Origin of the sequence: Collinsella sp. BIOML-A6, assembly GCF_009875845.1 — a bacterium.
GTDB classification, from domain to species: domain Bacteria; phylum Actinomycetota; class Coriobacteriia; order Coriobacteriales; family Coriobacteriaceae; genus Collinsella; species Collinsella aerofaciens_H.
Genome location: NZ_WWSL01000021.1, coordinates 26,198 through 45,043, shown reverse-complemented (window position 1 = coordinate 45,043; position 18,846 = coordinate 26,198). Strand labels below are relative to the sequence as shown.

Here is an 18,846-nt window from a genome sequence, read left to right as displayed (position 1 = left end):
AGGTATCGGGTTCCCACATTCATCCGCACATGTGCGGATGAATGTGGGAGGTGTTCGGATAAAGTTGATAATCAAGGCCCGATACCTTGGCGCATTCGACGCTATACTTGCCCGGATATGAGACTTCGTCAGGAGGTATTTCGTGGGTGGCTGCTCTATTATCCTGTTCCTGCCACTCCTCATGGGCGTCGGCTTCGCAATGGTGGTCCTTCCCATCGCGCTCTGGATCTATGTGGTCTGGGCGGTCATCATGCTCGTGCTGGTGCTCGCGGTCTATATAGCACTCTCCCGGCGCGGGGTGTTTAGGAACTATGGCGAGGATACCGGGTGGAAGCACTATGCTGCCAGGGGAACGAAGTGGGTGCCGATCATCTCGATGGTCTATCTGCTGTTGACGGGTGGCGCGGCAGTGGCGTTCCAGTTCATGGGGATGAAGACGCTGTTCGGTGCTAATCGCTCCGAGCCGGCTTCCGAGCAGACTGCCGATGCCCGGAGCGTGAAGAGCGCCGTCGTGCCCGACGTCCTCCTTGCGCGCTCGGAGGATCTGCGATGAGGGGCAACGCGACGGGCATGCTCATCGGCGCTGCCGTCGCCGCCGTCATCGTCGCCCTGATCATGTTTCTTGCCGGCGGGGTCTTCGCGGACATCGGCGACGATCTGGGCCCGCTGGTACTGGCGCCGTTTGTCTCCATCGCGTGCACGATTCCCTACGCGGCGCTCTTCGTCCACCGCGGGCAGCGCGCCCTGGAGGCGGACCTCACGGACGATGACGCCTTCCGCGCCCAGGTCGGCCGCGTGCGCCGCACGCGGTGGATCGGCCTGGGGCTCTGCGTCATCATCGCACTCTCGTTCGCCGTTCCCACCGCTCTTGGCCACATGGACGGCTATGGGCAGAGCGCCATCGAAGCCTTCCAACATTTGGATGAGAACCGGCGCGACTACGACGAACGGTACGGCGCGGGCGCCTACGAGCGCGACCTCAAGGCCTCCGGCCTCTCGCAGGGCGATTTTGACGACATCACCTTCGGCACGAACCTGCACGAGGTGATTCGCATGGTCGTGAACCCGCTCGCCTTGGGCAACGAGGTATTCTGGGGCGCGCTGTTTTGCTGCGTGATTGCGGTTGGCGGCATCGAGGTCGCGGTGGCCAAGCTGGCGTTCGACCCGCAGATCAAGGCGCTGCAGTCGGCGCATAAGGAGGAGGGAGCCAGCGCGGGCGGCCCGGACCTTCCCGAAGACGTGGCCGCCCTGCTGACCCGCGTGGGCAACACACCGGGTGTTCACGCGCGGCCGCTGTGGGAACCGGGGTCGGTCGGCTCGCCGCGCGCGGATGCGGTAAGCTCGCTCATCCAGAGCGTCGGCCTCTCCCACGTGCGCCAGGGCCTCTTCTGCGGCCTGGCCTTCTTCATCTCCGTGGTCCTTTCGCTAATCGGCGTCTTCCTCGGCCTGGTCGACTAACGCACCTGAACGATGGAACCAGGGCCGATCTTTCACCGAGCCGCTACGCAAGGCGGCTCGTGCTGAAAGAACGTCTCTGGTTCGATTTTGCACGCGTTGACTGGGGCGTTGGCGGTTCTGTATGATGTATGCATGCAGAACGCATGCAATGTGCGAGGAGGGCAACTTTGTCATGGGTGCCAATATCGCCGGCTTCCTGAAGGTCGCCACGCCATGCTCGCCCAGGGCGTCTGCTAAATCTTCGCTCGATATAGCCCAACGCGGCATCAGCTGATGCGCCTAAGGCTCCCGACCATATCGGCCGGGAGCCTTTTTGATCTTTTGAGGATGGAGAATAACGTGCCATTTCCCTCGGCTCGGCACCGCCCTTAACTTGCGGTGAAATAGTTCCTGTTGTGGGCTTCTGGGCTATAAAACAGGAACTATTTCACCGCAACTTATGGATGGGAGGGAGGTTTTTGTGCTGTGGAAGGGCACGGCCCCTCGTTTGGTACACTTAAACGTACTGGACAAGTGAAGAGATGGGGGAGAACGTGCTCAAGTTCGGTACCTACGTCCGTGTTGGAAACGCGGCCGAAGCCTATGAGCTCTTGCAGAAGAACCGCAACAACAAGGTTGTGGGCGGCGGCATCTGGATGCGTCTGGGTTCGCGTCGTGTGGCGACGGCGATTGACCTTTCGGCCTGTGGACTCGATCAGATCGAGGAGACCGAGACCGAGTTTCGCATCGGTGCCATGTGCACCCTGCGCCAGCTCGAGCGTCATGTCGGGCTCAACGCGCTTGTCAACCATGTCTTTGAGTTTGCCGTCCACGATATCGTGGGCGTGCAGCTGCGCAACACCGCCACGGTGGGCGGCAGCATCTACGGCCGCTTTGGCTTCTCGGACGTGCTCTCGGCGTTTCTGGCGCTCGATTCGTATGTTGAGCTGACGGGTGCCGGCCGCGTGCCGCTCGCCGAGTTCGTGCGGATGGGCTACGTGCGCGACGTGATCGAGCGCGTCGTGGTCGTTAAGCACGACTACCGCGCGAGCTATGAGGCCGTGCGCAAGGCCGCGACCGACTTCCCCTCGCTCAACGTCACTGCTGCCTGGTGGGACAACAGCTGGCATGTCACCGTGGGCGCCCGTCCGCTGCGCGCGACCCTGCTGCAGGGCGAGGGATGCGGCCTTACCAGCGAGCGGCCTTCCGAGGACGAGCTGCGTGCCCTAGCGGCGTCCGTACGCGCACTGAGCTACGGCACCAACCTGTGGGGCTCGGCCGACTACCGCCGTCGCATCTCGGCGCCGCTTGCCGTGCAGGCCGTGCGCCGCGCCGCTGGTATTGAGCTTTCGGCCGCACTTGCCCGCGAGCTCGAGGGCGTGCAGACACCTCAGTTTGCCACGGACGAGTATTCCTGCCGCCGCGTGCCCGGCGTCGATTCTAGCGAGGTGCGCTAATGGCTGCCAAACTCATCGATCTTTCCTTTACGCTCAACGGCCGCAAGGTCAAGGTTCAGATTGCCCCCGACACCATGCTCTTTGCGCTGCTGCGCGAGCAGGGTTGCGCGTCGGTACGCTGCGCCTGCGAGACTACCAACTGCGGCCTGTGCACGGTGTGGTTCGACGGCGACCCGGTGCTGAGCTGCTCGGTTCCCGCCGCCCGTGTTGAGGGACACGCCATCACCACGCTTGAGGGTCTCAAGGCCGAGTCCGAGGCGCTCGCCCACGCGATGGCTGCCGAAGGTGCCGAGCAGTGCGGTTTTTGCGCCCCCGGCCTTATCATGAACGTGCTGGCGCTTGCCCGCGCCGCCAAGGAAGATTCGAGCCTCGTCGCCACGCGCGAGGAGCTCTCGCGCCAGCTTGCCGGCAACCTCTGCCGTTGCAGCGGCTACGAGAGCCAGCTGCGCGCCATCGTCCGCTTCCTCATTGAGTCCGGCGTGCAGGTGGGCTTCGAGATGCCCGAGCTGCCGGTCAATAACACCAGCTCTGACGGCGTTACCTACAAGCAGATTACCCACAAGCAGCCCAAGAAGGACTCGAAGGCCCTGCTCGAAGGCCGTCCGGTCTACACGGGCGATATGGTGCCCGCCGGCGCGCTCATCGTCAAACTCAAGCGCAGCCCCTATGCTCGCGCCATGATCCGCTCCATCGATACGTCGCGCGCCCTGAAGGTGCCCGGCGTGGTGGGAGTTTACACCTATGAGGACGTGCCCAAGCGCCGCTTTACCATCGCCGGTCAGAGCTACCCACAGCCTTCGCCCTACGACCGCCTGATCCTCGAGAACCTCGTGCGCTACCAAAACGAGGAGGTGGCGATCGTCGCCGCCGAGACCGAGGAGGCCGCCGACAAGGCGCTCAAGCTCATCAAGGTCGACTACGAGGTGCTCGAGCCCCTGCTCGACTTTACCCAGGCGCTCGATAACAACATCGTGGTCCACCCCGAGGGCGACGTGACCTTTATGTTCCCGCAGGGCGGCGACGTTGCTCGCAACCTGGTGTGCAGCGGTACCAGCGATTATGGCGATCTGGACGAGGCTTTCGCCCAGAGCGACATCGTCTTTGAGCGCACCTACACCAGCCAGGCCACGCAGACCGCGCCCATGGAAACCTTCCGCGCCTTCGCGACGACCGACGCCTTCGGCCGCATCTCGGTGACCACCTCTACGCAGGTGCCCTTCCACGTGCGCCGCATGGTCGCACAGTCGCTCGATATTCCGCAGTCGCAGGTGCAGGTCATCAAGCCGCGCATCGGTGGCGGCTTTGGCTCCAAGCAGACGGGCTGCTGCGAGATCTTCGTGGCGTTCGTCACCCAACAGACCGGCCGTCCGAGCTACTGCTGCTATACCCGCGAGGAGACCATCACCGCGGGCAACTCGCGCCACCAGATGCAGATGACCGTCAAGCTGGGCGCCATGAACGACGGCACCATCACGGCCATCGACCTGCACACGCTGTCCAACGCCGGCGCGTACGGCGAGCACGCCACCACGACGATCGGCCTCTCGGGCCACAAGAGCCTGCCCATCTATAACCATGTGAAGGCGAGCCGCTTTAGGTGGGACGCCGTCTACACCAACACCAACCGCGGCGGCGCGTATCGCGGCTACGGTGCCACCCAGGGCCAGTTTGCCGTGGAGAGCGCCGTCAACGAGCTCGCCGACATGCTGCACATGGACCCCGCCGACCTGCGCCTTAAGAACATCGTGCGCGAGGGCGAGATTATGCCGCAGTACTACAACGAGAAGCTCAACGCCTGCGCGCTCGACCGCTGCCTGCTGCGCGCGATGGATATGGTCGGCTGGCGCGACAAGCCGCTGGCCGTGGACCTGGGCGACCGCGTGCGTGCTCTGGGCTGTGCGCTCACCATGCAGGGCTCGGGCATCTCCAGCGTGGACATCGCCGGCATCGACATGCGCCTGGAAGAGGACGGCTTCATTACCATCGGCACCGGCGCCACCGATAACGGCATGGGTGTCGACACGATCCTGGCGCAGATTGCCGCCGAGGAGCTGGGCGTGGAGAGCTCGTTGATCGTGGTACGCGGCGTAGACACCGACGTGTCGCCGTTCGACGCCGGCTCGTACGCGAGCTCCGGTACCTACGTGACGGGCCTTGCCGCCAAGAACGCCGCGGCCGAGCTGCGCGGGAAGATTTGCGCCAAGGCCGCCCAGATGTGGGACGTTGACGCCGCCGACGTGGTCTTCGACGGCCAGTACGTGCGCCTGTCCGACGAGCGTGCCGCTCGCGAGCGCGGTCGCTTCCTTACGCTGCGCGACTTTGCCAACCTGCGTGTCAAGAACATAGAAGGTGGCGACGCGCTGACCTCGCACGCCTCTGCCTGCCTGCCTGTTTCGCCCCCGCCGTTTATGGCTGGCATTGCCGAGGTCGAGGTCGACAAGGCCACCGGCAAGGTGACCGTGGTGGATTACGCGGCGGCTGTGGACTGCGGCACCGTGATCAACGAGGCGCTCGCTCGCGTCCAGGCCGAGGGCGGCATTGCCCAAGGTATCGGCCACGCGCTCTACGAGATTGTCGAGCACGATGACCGCGGCCGCCTGCGCACCGGCAACTTTATGAGCTACAAGCTGCCCACGCGCCTGGATATCGGCAGCATTCGCGTGGCCTTTGAGCCGAGCTACGAGCCGACGGGTCCGTTTGGTGCCAAGTCGATCGGCGAGGTCGTCATCAACACACCGCTCGCCGCCGTTGCCTCGGCCGTCGCGCATGCCACCGGCCACCAGGTCCGCTCGCTGCCGATCACTCCGGAGAAAGCGCTGCTGGGGGAGTAGGCGAGGCGCGGCTGTCGCCGCTCTTTGACAAGCCCGGAGAAACTGCAGCCTACTTTTCGACCGAATTGTGGGCTGCAGGGTAGCTAATTTGGGACGGGGCTTTTTTAGCTACCCCCACAAGCGGGGTAGCTAAAAAAGCCCCGTCCCAAATTAGCTACCCTGTTCCGCTGTAACTCGTGGTGAGGTCGTGAGCTACAAACGTGTGCGTGCGCTTGTCGTTCGTATCTGCTATCATTCCTAGTCTGTGCGCTCATGCGGGCGTGGCGGAATTGGTAGACGCGCCAGATTTAGGTTCTGGTGGGATTCCCGTGAAGGTTCGAGTCCTTTCGCCCGCACCATCGCACCTGCGTCGGCTCCCGCCGTCGCGACTCTTTGTTGCATAAAGGTACCAGCACCTCAGATAAGCTGGGCAGTATGAGGAGGAACGTGTTGAACATCACCGCTTCTGACGTCAAGGACGCCAAGCTCACCGCTACGGTCACCATCCCGGCCGCCGACGTCGACGCCGCGATCAAGAAGGCCTACAAGGACACCGCCAAGAAGTACCGCTTCCCGGGCTTCCGCGCCGGCAAGGCTCCCCGTCCGGTCATCGACTCCGCACTTGGCGCCGAGGCTACCCTCGCTCAGGCCACCAACGACCTGATCGCCGCCAACGAGCCCGCCGTCCTCAACGAGCTGGACATCGTCCCCACCAAGAACGGTGACTACAAGGAGCTCGACCTCGCCAAGGATCATGAGGACTACACCTACACCGTCGAGTTCTCCCTGCGTCCCGTCGCTGAGCTCTCCTCTTTCGACGCCGTCGAGATCGAGATGCCTCCCGCTGAGGTCACCGAGTCCGAGATCAACAACCAGGTCGAGATGCTCCTCAACTACCGCGCTACCTTCGAGGACGTCGAGGGCCGCGCCGTCGAGGCTGACGACTATGTGACCGTCGACCTCAAGGCCGTCGAGAACGCCGACAATTTCGCCGCCGAGGGCCGCATGCTCATCGCCGGCAGCGACAGCAACCCCGCCGAGCTCAACGAGGCCCTGATCGGCGCCAACGTTGACGACGTCAAGACCGTCACCTGGACCGACGAGGCTGAGGAGGGCGAGGAGGCCGAGGCCCATACCGTCGAGGTCACCGTCAAGGGCATCAAGGTCCGCAACACCCCCGAGCTCACCGACGAGCTCGTCAAGTCCGACTTTGGCTTCGACAGCATCGACGCCATGCGCGACGCCATCAAGCTCGAGATCGAGCAGGACAAGGCTTCCCGCCTGCCGGCCGAGAAGGAGAACCGTTGCGTCTCCGCTCTCGCCGAGCGTCTGCAGCTCGACGAGATGGACGCCGACTACGAGCAGTCCGTCTTTGAGGAGCTCGGCCAGAACTTCCTGTCTAACCTTTCTGCTCGCGGCATGACGCTGGACACCTGGCTGCCCGCTTCCGGCCTGACCATGGATCAGTTTGTCGGCGACCTGCACAAGCAGGCCAACGACGTTGCCCGTGAGTCCCTGGCGCTCGATGCTCTCGCCCGTGAGCTCAAGATCGAGGTTACCGAGGACGACATCAACGCCGAGTTCGAGAAGGCCGGCGTCAAGGACGTCGAGGCTTCCAAGGCCGAGTTCATTGCCGATGGCCGCATGCCTGCCGTCCGTGAGTCCATCCGTCGCTCCAAGGCCGTCGATCACCTGGTCGAGAACGCCAAGGTGACCGAGGTCGACGAGACCGCCAAGGACGCCGAGTAATTCTCGCCACCTTTCCCGCGAGCGCATGGATGCGCCCGTGATGGGGTAAAGTTATAAGCCGGTTATCCGGTTGCTTCGTACGGTGCCAGCCAATGCATAGCATGCGGGCACCGTACGTCTGTCTAGAACCACTATTGGTCCGTAAGAGAAATGGAGATGCGTATGATCGCTAAGTTCGATTCCGCCCTCGTGCCATACGTTATCGAGCAGACGCCGCGCGGCGAGCGCAGCTATGATATATATTCGCGCCTGCTCAACGACCGCATCATCTTCTTGGGCGAGGAGATTAACTCTGTCAGCGCCAACCTGGTCGTTGCCCAGCTGCTGCATCTTGAGAGCCAGGATGCCGAGAAGGATATCTCGCTCTACATCAATTCGCCCGGTGGCGAGGTCTACTCCGGTCTGGCGATTCTGGATACCATGAACTTCATTAAGCCGCAGGTTTCCACCATTTGCGTCGGTATGGCCGCATCTATGGCCGCCGTGCTGCTTTCGGCCGGCGCCAAGGGCAAGCGCTTCTGCCTGCCGCACTCCAAGGTCATGATTCACCAGCCCAGCGGTGGTGCCCAGGGACAGCAGACCGAGATCGAGATCGTGGCCGAGGAGATCAAGAAGACCCGTCGCGAGCTCAACCAGATCCTGTCCGACGCCTCGGGCCAGCCCATCGAGAAAGTCCAGGCCGATACCGAGCGTGACAACTACCTGACCGCTGCCGAGGCCCTCGACTACGGCCTGATCGACCGTATCGTCACCTCGCGCGATCTCGCCGCGAAGGAAGCCTAGGATGGCAGGTAACATGCAGGACAACTTCGACGAGAACGGCGACCCCATCCGCTGCTCCTTCTGCGGAAAAGAGCAAGGACAGGTACGCCGCCTTGTTAAGGGTCCGACCAACATCTTTATCTGCGACGAGTGCGTCGCCGCATGCTCCGAGATTCTTGAGGAGTCGCTGGCTTCGGACTTTATGGACGCTGCCCGCAACGGCAAGCTGCCGGGTTTCCTCAACGACCACGGCCAGGCTGCGTCCCAGCCCGCTGTTGACCCCGAGGCCGAGGGCTTTGAGCTCGAGGACGACCGTCAGGTCATCACGCACGTGCCGACGCCGCACGAGATCTATGACGAGCTTTCGGCCTATGTTATGGGCCAGGAGGACGCCAAGCGCGCCATGTCGGTGGCCGTGTACAACCACTACCGTCGCGTGATCGAGGGCGGTGCCGCGGTATCCGCCTTAGACGAGGCATCGGGCATGGACGCCCAGTTTGATGACGATATGGACGAGGTGGAGCTCGCCAAGTCCAATATTTTGCTGCTCGGCCCCACCGGTACCGGTAAGACGCTGCTGGCCCAGACGCTCGCGCGCATCCTCGAGGTGCCGTTTGCCATCGCCGACGCCACCGCGCTCACCGAGGCTGGCTACGTGGGCGAGGACGTGGAGAACATCCTGCTCAAGCTCATCAACGCTGCCGATGGCGACATTGAGCGCGCGCAGGTGGGCATCATCTACGTGGACGAGATCGATAAGATCGCTCGCAAGGCCGAGAACCTCTCCATCACCCGCGATGTTTCGGGCGAGGGCGTTCAGCAGGCGCTGCTTAAGATTCTTGAGGGCACGGTGGCCAGCGTTCCGCCCACCGGCGGCCGCAAGCATCCCCAGCAGGAGCTGCTGCAGATCGACACGACGAACATCCTGTTCATCTGCGGCGGTGCCTTTGTGGGTCTGGATAAGATCATCGCCGATCGCGTGGGCAACAAGGGCGTGGGCTTTAACTCCGAGATCGCCGGCCCCACCTCGGTCGATGAGAACGACCTGCTGCGCCAGGTGCTCCCGCAGGACCTCAACGCCTTTGGCATGATCCCCGAGTTCGTGGGTCGTACGCCCGTCGTCACCCAGACGCAGGCGCTCGACGAGGACGACCTGGTGTCGATCCTGACCGAGCCCAAGAACGCCGTGGTGCGCCAGTACCGCAAGATGTTCCAGCTCGAGGACGTCGATCTTGAGTTTGACGACGCCGCCCTGCACGAGATCGCCCGCATGGCGCTCGCCCGCAAGACCGGCGCTCGCGGCCTGCGCGCTATCTGCGAGGACGTGCTGCAGCAGACGATGTTCGACCTCCCCAGCGAGGAGGGCGTCGAGCGCGTCGTCGTAACCGAAGCCTCCGTCAAGGGCGAAGAACAGCCCCAGCGCATCTACCGTTCGGCGTAGGGCACGATGGGTACGCCGAAGTACATCCAGATCGAGAACACGCTTCGGTCCGAGATCGAGAGCGGGCGCTTCGAGTCGGGGGATTTGTTCTACAGCAACGCCGAACTGATCGAGCGGTTTGGGGTGAGCTCCATCACCGTGATCCATGCGGTGAACGACCTTGTAAACGAGGGTCTGCTGGTACGCTACCAGGGCAAAGGCACCTTCGTTTCCCGTTCGCGCCGGCACCGTCCCGTGCGCATCTCGGAGAGCGAGCGCTTCTTCGAGGGCGGCGGGGCGGCCGAGACGCGGGTGATCGGTCTCTCGTTTCCCGAGGGCGATGAACGCGACCCGGGTGTCGTCGAACGCCTCGGGCTCAGCGGGAGGGGCCGATACGCGGTTATCGAGCGCGTGCGCCTCTATAACGGGGTGCCCTATCAGCACCAGGTGTCCTACATCCCGCGACGCTACATCAAGCAGGATGTCAGTCCCTCGTATTACGAGTCGGTGTACCGGCGTCTTCGGGAGGATTTCGGTCTGTTTCTGTCGCGCGAGGCGGCGCATGAGGTGATGCGCATCGTGATGCCCGCCGACGAGAGGGTGCGCGCCGCGCTCTCTCTCACCGAAGTGGATCCGTGCGTGCGCAAGGAGCGCTGCACGATGCTCGCCGACGGTACGGTTGCCGAGTACATCATCATGCACAAGCGCTGGGACTTCTTCGAGCAGACCATCGATGAGAGCGCTCGTTAGGCACGAGGGCTCTCGGTCTGGGCTGGCCGCTTCGAGTTATCTCCGGGGCGGCCAGCCCCTTCAATCGCGGCGCTATATGGCCGGATGGGAGAGCACGGTCACGACCGGCCTACCTACCACGAGTTCGCCGTCGCGTACGAAGCCCTCTTCGCGCCCTTCGAGCTCTCGGACGAGCCAGAAGCGCATCTCGTCGACGCGCTCCCGTCGCGCCGGATCGGCGATGAGGTCGTGTTCCTCACGGGGGTCGTCTGCCAGGTCGAAATAGCGCTCGACCCCGGTCTGGCTGAACCAGATGTACTTGTCGCGCGGGGTGACGATGTAGTGGTGCGACTGCTCCTCCGTGAAGGCGTGCTCGCCGTGCACGTATGCGCGATCGATCGGCGCCCCGTCGAGCACCTCGCGCGCCAGCGATGTTCCGTCTACCTTCGCGGGCACGTCGATGCCGCACAGGTCGAGAAGGGTGGGCATGACGTCCATGAGCTCCACGACGCTTTCCGACCGGTGCGGGACGGTGCGGGCAATATGCGTGCCCATGCGAATGAAGAGGGGGATGTGCGCGGCGCCCTCGTAGGGGAGGAGTTTGCGCCACAGCGAGTGGTCGAAGAGCATCTCGCCGTGATCGGACAGGAAGACGATGATGGTGTCGTTGAACGAGCCGTCGCGTTTGAGCGCCGATATCAGCCGTCCCACCTGATGGTCGATGTGGGTGATGGCGGCATAGTATCCTGCGAGGGCCTCATGACGCATCTCGGCGTCGCGGCAGCCGTGCACACTCGCGGGCATCATGCCATCGCGCTCGGTCGCCTCGGTATCATCCCAGTCGCCGCAGGCGGGCTCGCGCAGGTCCCGTCCGATATAGCGGTCAAGGTAGGATTGCGGGGCGTCGAGGGGCGGATGCGGCCTCACGAAGCTCGCCATCGCGAAGAAAGGTCGGGTCCGGTCGCGCGTCTCCAGGAAGCGGATCGTCTCGTCGGCCACCCAGTTGGTGGGGTGCAGGCGCTCCTCGAAGATCCACGGGTGGCAGATCCACGAGTTGCATTCGGGGCCCGTGCTGTCGATGTAGGCGTCTGGGCCGATCTCGGCGCGCAAGAAGCGGAGGTAGTCGTCGTGCACGTCCTGGTGCATCCAATGGGGGATGTCGCCGCCCTGGTAGCAGCCCAGATACCCGTCGTGGAGTCTCAGGGTCTCGAAGCCGCAGGCGAGGCGCGGCGGGTGCACGTGGAGCTTGCCCACGCAGGCGGTCTGATAGCCGGCGTCGCGAAACTCCTGGGGCATCATATGGGGGAAGTTCCATGAGATGCCGTCCTCATAGCCTACGCGGCCGTGATGGCCCGGCGTCTGTCCGGTGAAGAGCGTGGCGCGCGCCGGAACGCAGGTGGGGCAGGCCGAGTAGGCCCGGTCGAAGAACGTGCCCTGTGCCGCGAGAGAGTCGAGAAACGGTGTCTTGACGTCGGGGTGGCCGGCAAAACCGAGGCAGTCGCCGCGAAACTGGTCGCACATGATGAGAAGGACGTTGGGCCTTGCGGGCGCCTCGGGGATCTGGGGTCCGGGCATGGCTTTCTCCTTTCTACTCCTAATGGGATTTGTACTCTGTTGCGGCCCGTGCCGCAACTCTTAGCATGAAAATAGCGGTGTCCCCGCTGAAGGAGCGGGGACACCGCCGGGGAGATGGCGCGGGGGTCAGCCCTTGGCGATGATGCCCAGGGCTGACAGCGCGACGGCCGCCACGAGCGCGATGAAGATCATCTTGGTCGAGGTCATGCCCTTACGTCCGAGGCCCCAGTAGATGATGCCGACGATCGCTGCTGGCAAGAGGCCCGGGAGCACCGTGTTCAGGGTGTTCTGGAGGTTGACGCTCGCGCCCGCCACGCTGGGCGTGACCGTGAACACCACGTTGATGTTGGATGCGATAAGCGACCCGACCATGAAGATGCCGAGCACGCTCGCCGAGGCAGTGAGGGCGTTCAGCTTGTCGTGCATGGTGGTGATGAGCGCGGTGCCCGTCTTATAGGCGAAGCCGGTCTCCCACCAGCGCAGAGCGAAGGTGAGGATGCATTCGACGGTCCAGAGGATCACGCCCAGAGGGTTTCCCTCGAGGGCCATGCTCGCAGCGAGCGCGCCGAAGATCGTGGGTACGAGGGAACCGAAGATGGCGTCGCCCACCGATGCGAACGGGCCCATAAGACCGGTCTTGAGGCCGATGACGGTCTCCTCGCCCTCTGCGCCCTCGTTCTCCTGGACGGCGAGGTCGATGCCGATGACGAGGTTGTTGAGGAAGTTCGACGTGTTGAAGAACTGGTTCTCCGTCCTCATCATCTGCTTGAGCTCGGGGGTGTGGTCCCCGTAGATCTTGCGCATGACGGGCAGCATCGCGAATAGGTACCCCGAGCCCTGCATGCGCTCGTAATTCCATCCGAGCTGGAACCCGAAGATGCTGCGACGGTTGATCTGATTGATATCGGCCTTGGTGACCGTGTAGCGCTTCTGCGCCTGCTCGGTGTTAGAGCTCATCGTCATCGTCCTCCTCCTGAGAGCTGCCGGCATTTTCGGTGAAGGGCCGAGCGCTCTGGGCCTTATAGTGGTTCACGGCGACGTAGAGGCCCACCAGGGCGATGCCGAGCATGGGCATGCCGATGAAGTTTCCGGAGAAGCCGTCGACGACCCCTGCCACCGCCCCACCGATGGTTTTGACGCCGTTAAAGAGGTAATTGAAGAACACGGTGACCACGAAGCCGAGAATCAGGTAGTGCCAGTTCACACGGACGGGCAGGTAGCGCAGGAGGATGGCGAAGCCGACGGCGGGGAGCACCGCGCCCGCCACGCCGAGACCCGTGCCCAGCCAGGCGAGCGGCCCGTTGAGGACATCCATCATCGCCTGCACCAGGCCCTGACCGAAGGCAAGGGCGAGGGCGGTGGGAAGTGCGCGGGAGAGCGCCCATGGGGCGATGCCGTACAGGAAGTTGCGCTGAATTCCCGCATAGTCCTCGCGTTCGATCAGCGTATCTATCCTGTGCTGGAAGAACGTGTTGCAGAAGCGGCCGAGTACGTCGGCGACGGTGAGAATCGCGGCTACGGGCACGGCGATGGCGGCGAGCGCCTGGGACGAGTCCATGCCGAGCGCTACGGAAAAGGCGGTGGCGATGATCGACCCGGTGTTCGCATCGATATGGCTCGACCCGCCGAAGGTTCCGATGCCAAGTACAGTGAGCTGCATGCTGCCGCCGATGAACAGTCCGGTGACGGGGTCGCCCATAACGAGACCCGCAACCATGCCGACAAAAACCGGCTGGTTGGCGGTCTGCCACCAGTTCTGTCCACACACGACGGTGAATGCAGCCAGGAGCGACAACAGCAGTATCTGAAGTGCACCGATCATGATTTCCCCTCTCTGTTAGATGGCTGCTTACTGTATATAACTATATATTAAGTTGTTGAAAATGAAGACAGAGGGCGGTCGCTTTTGTCCGTGAAAGGTAGGAAAACGCCCTTGGACGGTATGGGTGGTATCGGAGAGGCGCCGCATCCCTGCTATGGGCGGTACGCCGGAAGGGCCCCGGCGGCTTTCAGAGGGGGTCGGGTGGTCCTGCGCGAACTCATACGTATGCGCACCTCCTCCGAGGGCGCCGAACGGGCGATAGCCGACTATCTGATCGCCCATCGCTCCCGGCTCGGCTCCTTGGACGCCCGCGGGATCGCGGCGGAGGTCCATGTCGTACGCTCCACGGTGGTGAGGTTCTGCCAGCGTCTCGGATTCGTCGGGTACGCATCGTTTCGCTTCGCGGTGCAGACGGAGCTCTCCTACCTCATCTCTCATTTCGAGGAGATCGACCTCAATTACTCCTTCGATTTCGGCGACCAGCGCCTGGTGATAGCCCATAAGATCGGTTCGCTCTACCGCGAGATCTTCGACGACACCTTGGGCATCATCGAAGATAACGCCATCAATCGAACCGTGGGCGAGTCCCATGCCCCCGTGGCCGCGATAACCTCGTTCTGCGGCAACTCCCTGAGCTGCCTCTCGGACGTGTCCCTGTACGTTTCCTCGCGCGTGAAACGGCGCGGGCGTGCAACGGGAATCGCAACATCGTTCAAAAAACAACGCTTCCGCCTATTATAAATCTGCAGTTTATATATGATGAGAAACGGATAACTCATCATATGTTCTGGTTCTGGGGGTACCGAGCAAAATGCAGCTGCAATTCATTCCGGTCTTCATCGTATGCTTCCTTGCCTCGCTTCTGGGTCCGCTCTGCGGAATCGGCGGCGGGGTGATCATCAAGCCCATCGTCGATGCCATGGGGGTTATGAGCGTGAGCGCGGTGAGCTTTCTTTCGAGCATCTCCGTTCTCGTGATGTCGCTCTCGACGCTCACCCAGAATGCGGTGAGCCGGCAGTCGGAGATCGACACCCGGTCCATGGTCCCCATCGCGGTCGGTTCCGCCGTCGGCGGTGTTTTCGGCAAGGCGGTCTTCAACCGGCTCGGAACCGTTCTTCCCGACACCGAGCTCGTCGGCGCCGTCCAAGCGGCCATCCTCATCGTGCTCTCGCTGACGGTCCTTATCTACACTCTCAACAAAAGCCGGATAAGCGGAATGAAGCTCGAGCGCGCTGCCGCGCAGTCCGCCATAGGTTTCCTTGCCGGGGCATGCTGGTCGTTCCTCGGAATCGGGGGAGGCCCTTTCAACCTCGCCATCCTTGTCTTCTTCTTCAGTATGGAGAGCAAGCCGGCGGCTCAGGCATCTCTCTTCATCATCGCCTTCTCCCAGACCGCAAGCCTCATCTTCACGCTCGTCACGGGGAGCGTCCCGGCCTTCTCGCCGGTCGTGCTCGTCGGTATGGCCGCTATGGCGGTTCTTGGTTCGGTGGTGGGTAGGCGACTTCTGCGCCGTATGGATTCATCGGCGGTGGATCGTCTCTACATCTTCGCGCTTGTGCTCATCATTGTCATCTGCGTCTACAATTTCGTGCGCTTCGCTGTGCTGTAGGCTTTGACTGAAGGATCGGTATACCGGGGCGCCGCGGCATGGACCTTTCTCACCTCCCTAGATATTGTCACCGGTTTCCGTGAGACGCACCTCGTGACCTTCGCCCTGCTTCCCGTGGTGTCCGTCTTCATTGCGTGGCTCTACCGCAACCATGGGCGCGGTGCCGCCCGCGGGAACAACCTCGTGATCGACTGCGTGGTTTCGGGCAAGCGTATTCCGTCGGTGATGGCGCCTTTCACGTTCGTCTGCTTTGTAGCGACCCATCTGGCGGGCGGGTCGGCAGGCCATGACGTCATGGCGGTGCAGATCGGCGACACCATCACAGATTTCGTCTCTGGTCGCTTCGAGCTCGGCGAGTGCGATCACTAGGATCTGATCATGGCGGGAGCATGACGCGATTCATGACCCCGAGTGCGCGGAGTGCGTCGCCGTATTGCGCTCGACGCTCGTTGGGGTGCTTGAGGGCCGCGAAGAGGGGTTCGTCGCATCCGGTTCGCTCGTCGCCGAAAGCCCGATCGTGCCCTTTCTGAGGTAGTCGTCGGCGGTCGGCTCGAGAGGTGTCTGCCGACGATGGCGTCGCCGCGACCACCCCTATTCCCCTCGTATGGTTGTGCTACACTCATGTGCTGTTTTACGATTTGATGCGCAGGTCCCGCGACCTCGCGATCACGCCATTCGACTGGGAAGAGATACCCCATGGAAGAAATGCCCAAGAATTACGATCCGTCGACCAACGAGCCGGCGATCCTGCAGAAGTGGCTCGACGGCGGCTACTACAAGCGCCGCGAGGGTGTGGGCGACTGCACCGTCACCATTCCGCCTCCCAACGTGACCGGCAAGCTCCACATGGGCCACGCCACCGATGACTCCATCCAGGACGCCATCATCCGTATGGCCCGCATGCGCGGCAAGTCCACGCGCTGGGTGCTGGGCACCGACCATGCCGGTATCGCCACGCAGACCAAGGTCGATAAGAAGCTCAAAAGCGAGGGCATCAGCCGCCTGGAGATCGGTCGCGACAAGTTTGTCGACGCCTGCTGGGACTGGACCCACGAGTACGGCGGTATCATCGTCGAGCAGATCAAGCGCATGGGATGCTCTGTTGACTTCGACAACGAGCGCTTCACCATGGACGAGGACTATGCCCAGGCCGTGCGCAAGGTCTTCTGCGACTGGTACCACGACGGCCTGATCTATCGCGGCAAGCGCATCGTCAACTGGTGCCCCAACTGCACTACCGCTATCTCGGACGACGAGGCCGAGTACAAGGACGAGAAGGGCCACCTGTGGCACCTGCGCTACCCGCTGACCGAGCCGGTTAACGGCCAGGACTACATCGTCGTCGCCACCACGCGCCCCGAGACCATGCTCGGCGACACGGGCGTCGCCGTCTCTCCGAAGGATCCCGAGAAGGCCGCCTTTGTGGGTAAGACCGTCATGCTGCCGATCGTCAACCGTGAGATTCCCATCTTCTCCGACTATCATGTCGACGCCAACTTTGGCTCCGGCTTTGTCAAGGTCACCCCCGCCCACGACCCCAACGATTACGCCATGGGTCAGGCCCACGACCTGCCGCAGATCAACATCTTCGACGAGCACGCGGTGGTCGTCGAGGGCTACGGCGAGTTCACCGGCATGAACCGCGACGAGTGCCGCGAAGCCGTCATCAAGTGGTTTGAGGAGCACGGCCTGCTCGATCACGTCGAGGACCTCGATCACTCCGTCATGCACTGCTACCGTTGCGACTCCGCCCTGGAGCCGTGGCTGTCCGAGCAGTGGTTCGTCGCCGTCGACAAGCTCAAGGGGCCGGCGCTCGACGCCGTCAACTCCGGCAAAGTCACCTTCCATCCCGCGCGCTGGACGCAGACCTATACCACCTGGATGGAGAACCTCAAGGACTGGTGCATCAGCCGTCAGCTGTGGTGGGGCCACCGCATTCCCGTGTTCTACTGCGAGGACTGCGGCTGGGAGGACGCCCTCACCGAGGACACCGATGTGTGCCCCCAGTGCGGCGGCCATCACGTGCATCAGGACGAGAACGTGCTGGACACCTGGTTTAGCTCGCAGCTTTGGACCTTCGCCACGCAGGGCTGGCCGCAAAAGCCGGAGCTGCTCGAGGGGCATCACCCCACGACGGCGCTCGTCACCGCGCGCGACATCATCGCGCTGTGGGTCGCCCGCATGGTCATGAGCTCGCTGTACTTCCTGGACGAGGTGCCGTTTAAGGACGTCGTCATCTATCCGACGATCCTTGCCAAGGATGGCAGCCGCATGTCCAAGTCCAAGGGCAACGGCGTTGACCCCATGGACCTCATCGGCATGTACGGCGCCGACGCCATGCGCTACAACCTGCTCACGCTGTGCACCAACAACCAGGACGTCAAGTTTGACGCGAACATCGACAAGAAGACCAAGAAGCTTATCGACAGCCCGCGTACCGACCAGGCCAAGTCGTTTGTGACCAAGATCTGGAACGCCAGCCGCTTCCTGCTCATGAACATGGAGGGCTACACGCCCGGCGAGCCCGTTGTGAAGACGCCGGCCGACGCCTGGATGTTCAGCCGCCTGGCCAAGGCCGTGAAGATGGTCACCGAGGGTATCGAGAACTACACCTTTGGCGACATGGCCCGCGGCGTGCAGCAGTTCTTCTGGAACGAGGTCTGCGACTGGTACGTCGAGGTCACCAAGGCCCGCCTGAAGGGCGAGGGTCGTCTGCAGGCGCAGCGCAACCTGATTTTTGTGCTCGACACCTCCATTCGCCTGATGCACCCGCTCATGCCGTTTGTCACCGAGGAGATCTGGGATAACATGCCGGCGAGCGTGCTCGACCTGGACGCCGAGGGCAACGTTGACCGCGCCGAGGCGCTCATGATCGCCAAGTGGCCGGAGCCCGCCGACTACGCCAAGTACGTCGACGAGCCCGCCGAGCGCGCGTTTGAGCTGTGCCGCACCGTCGTTTCCGCTGCCCGCGCCACGCGTTCGCGCTACCGCTTGAGCCCCAAGGACGAGCTCGACGTGGTCGTGCGCGCCGGTTCCGAGGACATCGAGAAGCTCGAGAGCCTGCGCTCGACCATCGAGCCGCTTGCCAACACGTTTTCGCTGGTTATGGGCACCGACGTTGAGAAGCCGGCTGCGAGTATTGCCGTGGTCGACAGCGGCGTCGAGGTCTTTGTGGTACTCGAGGGCAAGGTCGACCTTTCGGCCGAGAAGGCACGCCTGGAGAAGGAGATTGTCGCGGCCCAGAAGGAGCTCGCCGGCTGCGAGAAGACGCTGGCCAACGAGGGCTTTGTGGCTAAGGCCGCGCCCGCGGTGGTCCAGAAGAAGAGGGACCGTGCAGCTGAGCTCAAGGAGATCCTGGCGGCGCTGACTGCTCAGGTTGCTGACTTCTCGTAGGCGGTACTGGGGGATGCGGTTTGGGGCATTGCTCGCTACTGCGGACACCTATTCCGCCGTTCTAACGAACGGCGGCTGGCTCG

15 protein-coding genes and 1 tRNA gene are annotated in these 18,846 nt (G+C 63.0%); 13 read left to right on the top strand and 3 right to left on the bottom strand.

The genetic code is table 11. From position 1 onward, the window contains the following. Positions 1-142: 142 nt before the first annotated feature. The 9 genes from GT495_RS07895 to GT495_RS07855 all read left to right on the top strand — a co-directional run bounded on the left by GT495_RS07895 (position 143) and on the right by GT495_RS07855 (position 10,385). Positions 143-553, top strand: a complete 411-nt coding sequence (locus tag GT495_RS07895) for a hypothetical protein (RefSeq protein WP_161162207.1) — start codon at positions 143-145, stop codon at positions 551-553. Next, positions 550-1,458 carry a hypothetical protein gene (locus GT495_RS07890; protein ID WP_152073944.1) on the top strand — a complete coding sequence of 303 codons (909 nt, stop codon included), beginning with the start codon at positions 550-552 and terminating at the stop codon, positions 1,456-1,458. Before GT495_RS07895 ends, GT495_RS07890 begins: the two co-directional genes overlap by 4 nt. A gap of 533 nt (positions 1,459-1,991) precedes the next feature. Then, the gene (locus GT495_RS07885; RefSeq protein WP_204986907.1) at positions 1,992-2,894 is read left to right on the top strand and encodes an FAD binding domain-containing protein; all 903 of its coding nucleotides are present in this window, start codon (positions 1,992-1,994) and stop codon (positions 2,892-2,894) included. Next, positions 2,894-5,725, top strand: a complete 2,832-nt coding sequence (locus tag GT495_RS07880; protein WP_161162205.1) for a molybdopterin cofactor-binding domain-containing protein — start codon at positions 2,894-2,896, stop codon at positions 5,723-5,725. The genes GT495_RS07885 and GT495_RS07880 overlap by 1 nt, the downstream gene beginning before the upstream one ends. A 254-nt stretch (positions 5,726-5,979) precedes the next feature. Beyond that, a tRNA-Leu gene (locus GT495_RS07875) sits at positions 5,980-6,063 on the top strand. A gap of 88 nt (positions 6,064-6,151) precedes the next feature. Next, positions 6,152-7,453 (top strand): trigger factor, encoded by a 1,302-nt coding sequence (gene tig / locus GT495_RS07870; RefSeq protein ID WP_370457623.1) that lies wholly within the window; start codon positions 6,152-6,154, stop codon positions 7,451-7,453. A gap of 162 nt (positions 7,454-7,615) precedes the next feature. Continuing rightward, positions 7,616-8,236 (top strand): ATP-dependent Clp protease proteolytic subunit, encoded by a 621-nt coding sequence (locus GT495_RS07865; protein ID WP_161162204.1) that lies wholly within the window; start codon positions 7,616-7,618, stop codon positions 8,234-8,236. Position 8,237: 1 nt separating this feature from the next. Next, on the top strand, positions 8,238-9,656 hold the full coding sequence (gene clpX / locus GT495_RS07860; protein WP_161162203.1) for an ATP-dependent Clp protease ATP-binding subunit ClpX: 1,419 nt from the start codon (positions 8,238-8,240) through the stop codon (positions 9,654-9,656). A gap of 6 nt (positions 9,657-9,662) precedes the next feature. Next, positions 9,663-10,385, top strand: coding sequence for a GntR family transcriptional regulator (locus GT495_RS07855; protein WP_161162202.1), 723 nt, complete (start codon positions 9,663-9,665; stop codon positions 10,383-10,385). A 72-nt stretch (positions 10,386-10,457) separates the two neighbouring features. On the opposite strand, the gene GT495_RS07850 is transcribed toward GT495_RS07855, so the two are convergent. The 3 genes from GT495_RS07850 to GT495_RS07840 form a co-directional block, all read right to left on the bottom strand. Further along, the gene (locus GT495_RS07850; protein ID WP_161162201.1) at positions 10,458-11,939 is read right to left on the bottom strand and encodes an arylsulfatase; all 1,482 of its coding nucleotides are present in this window, start codon (positions 11,937-11,939) and stop codon (positions 10,458-10,460) included. 126 nt (positions 11,940-12,065) lie between these two features. Beyond that, complete coding sequence (locus GT495_RS07845) at positions 12,066-12,896, bottom strand: PTS system mannose/fructose/sorbose family transporter subunit IID (RefSeq protein WP_156062870.1); 831 nt, start codon at positions 12,894-12,896, stop codon at positions 12,066-12,068. Beyond that, entirely contained in the window at positions 12,886-13,758 is an 873-nt protein-coding gene (locus GT495_RS07840) for a PTS mannose/fructose/sorbose/N-acetylgalactosamine transporter subunit IIC (protein ID WP_370457624.1), read from the bottom strand. The genes GT495_RS07845 and GT495_RS07840 overlap by 11 nt, the downstream gene beginning before the upstream one ends. A 204-nt stretch (positions 13,759-13,962) precedes the next feature. Between GT495_RS07840 and GT495_RS07835 the strand changes: the two genes are divergently transcribed. The 4 genes from GT495_RS07835 to GT495_RS07820 all read left to right on the top strand — a co-directional run bounded on the left by GT495_RS07835 (position 13,963) and on the right by GT495_RS07820 (position 18,763). Continuing rightward, a complete protein-coding gene (locus GT495_RS07835; RefSeq protein ID WP_161162695.1) occupies positions 13,963-14,502 on the top strand; it encodes a MurR/RpiR family transcriptional regulator in 540 nt (179 codons plus the stop codon). A gap of 70 nt (positions 14,503-14,572) precedes the next feature. Next, positions 14,573-15,370 carry a sulfite exporter TauE/SafE family protein gene (locus tag GT495_RS07830; protein WP_156062872.1) on the top strand — a complete coding sequence of 266 codons (798 nt, stop codon included), beginning with the start codon at positions 14,573-14,575 and terminating at the stop codon, positions 15,368-15,370. A 3-nt stretch (positions 15,371-15,373) separates the two neighbouring features. Next, a complete protein-coding gene (locus GT495_RS07825) occupies positions 15,374-15,739 on the top strand; it encodes a hypothetical protein (RefSeq protein ID WP_161162198.1) in 366 nt (121 codons plus the stop codon). A gap of 327 nt (positions 15,740-16,066) precedes the next feature. Continuing rightward, positions 16,067-18,763: a valine--tRNA ligase gene (locus tag GT495_RS07820; RefSeq protein WP_161162197.1), complete on the top strand. Its 2,697-nt coding sequence runs from the start codon at positions 16,067-16,069 to the stop codon at positions 18,761-18,763. Positions 18,764-18,846 lie beyond the last annotated feature (83 nt).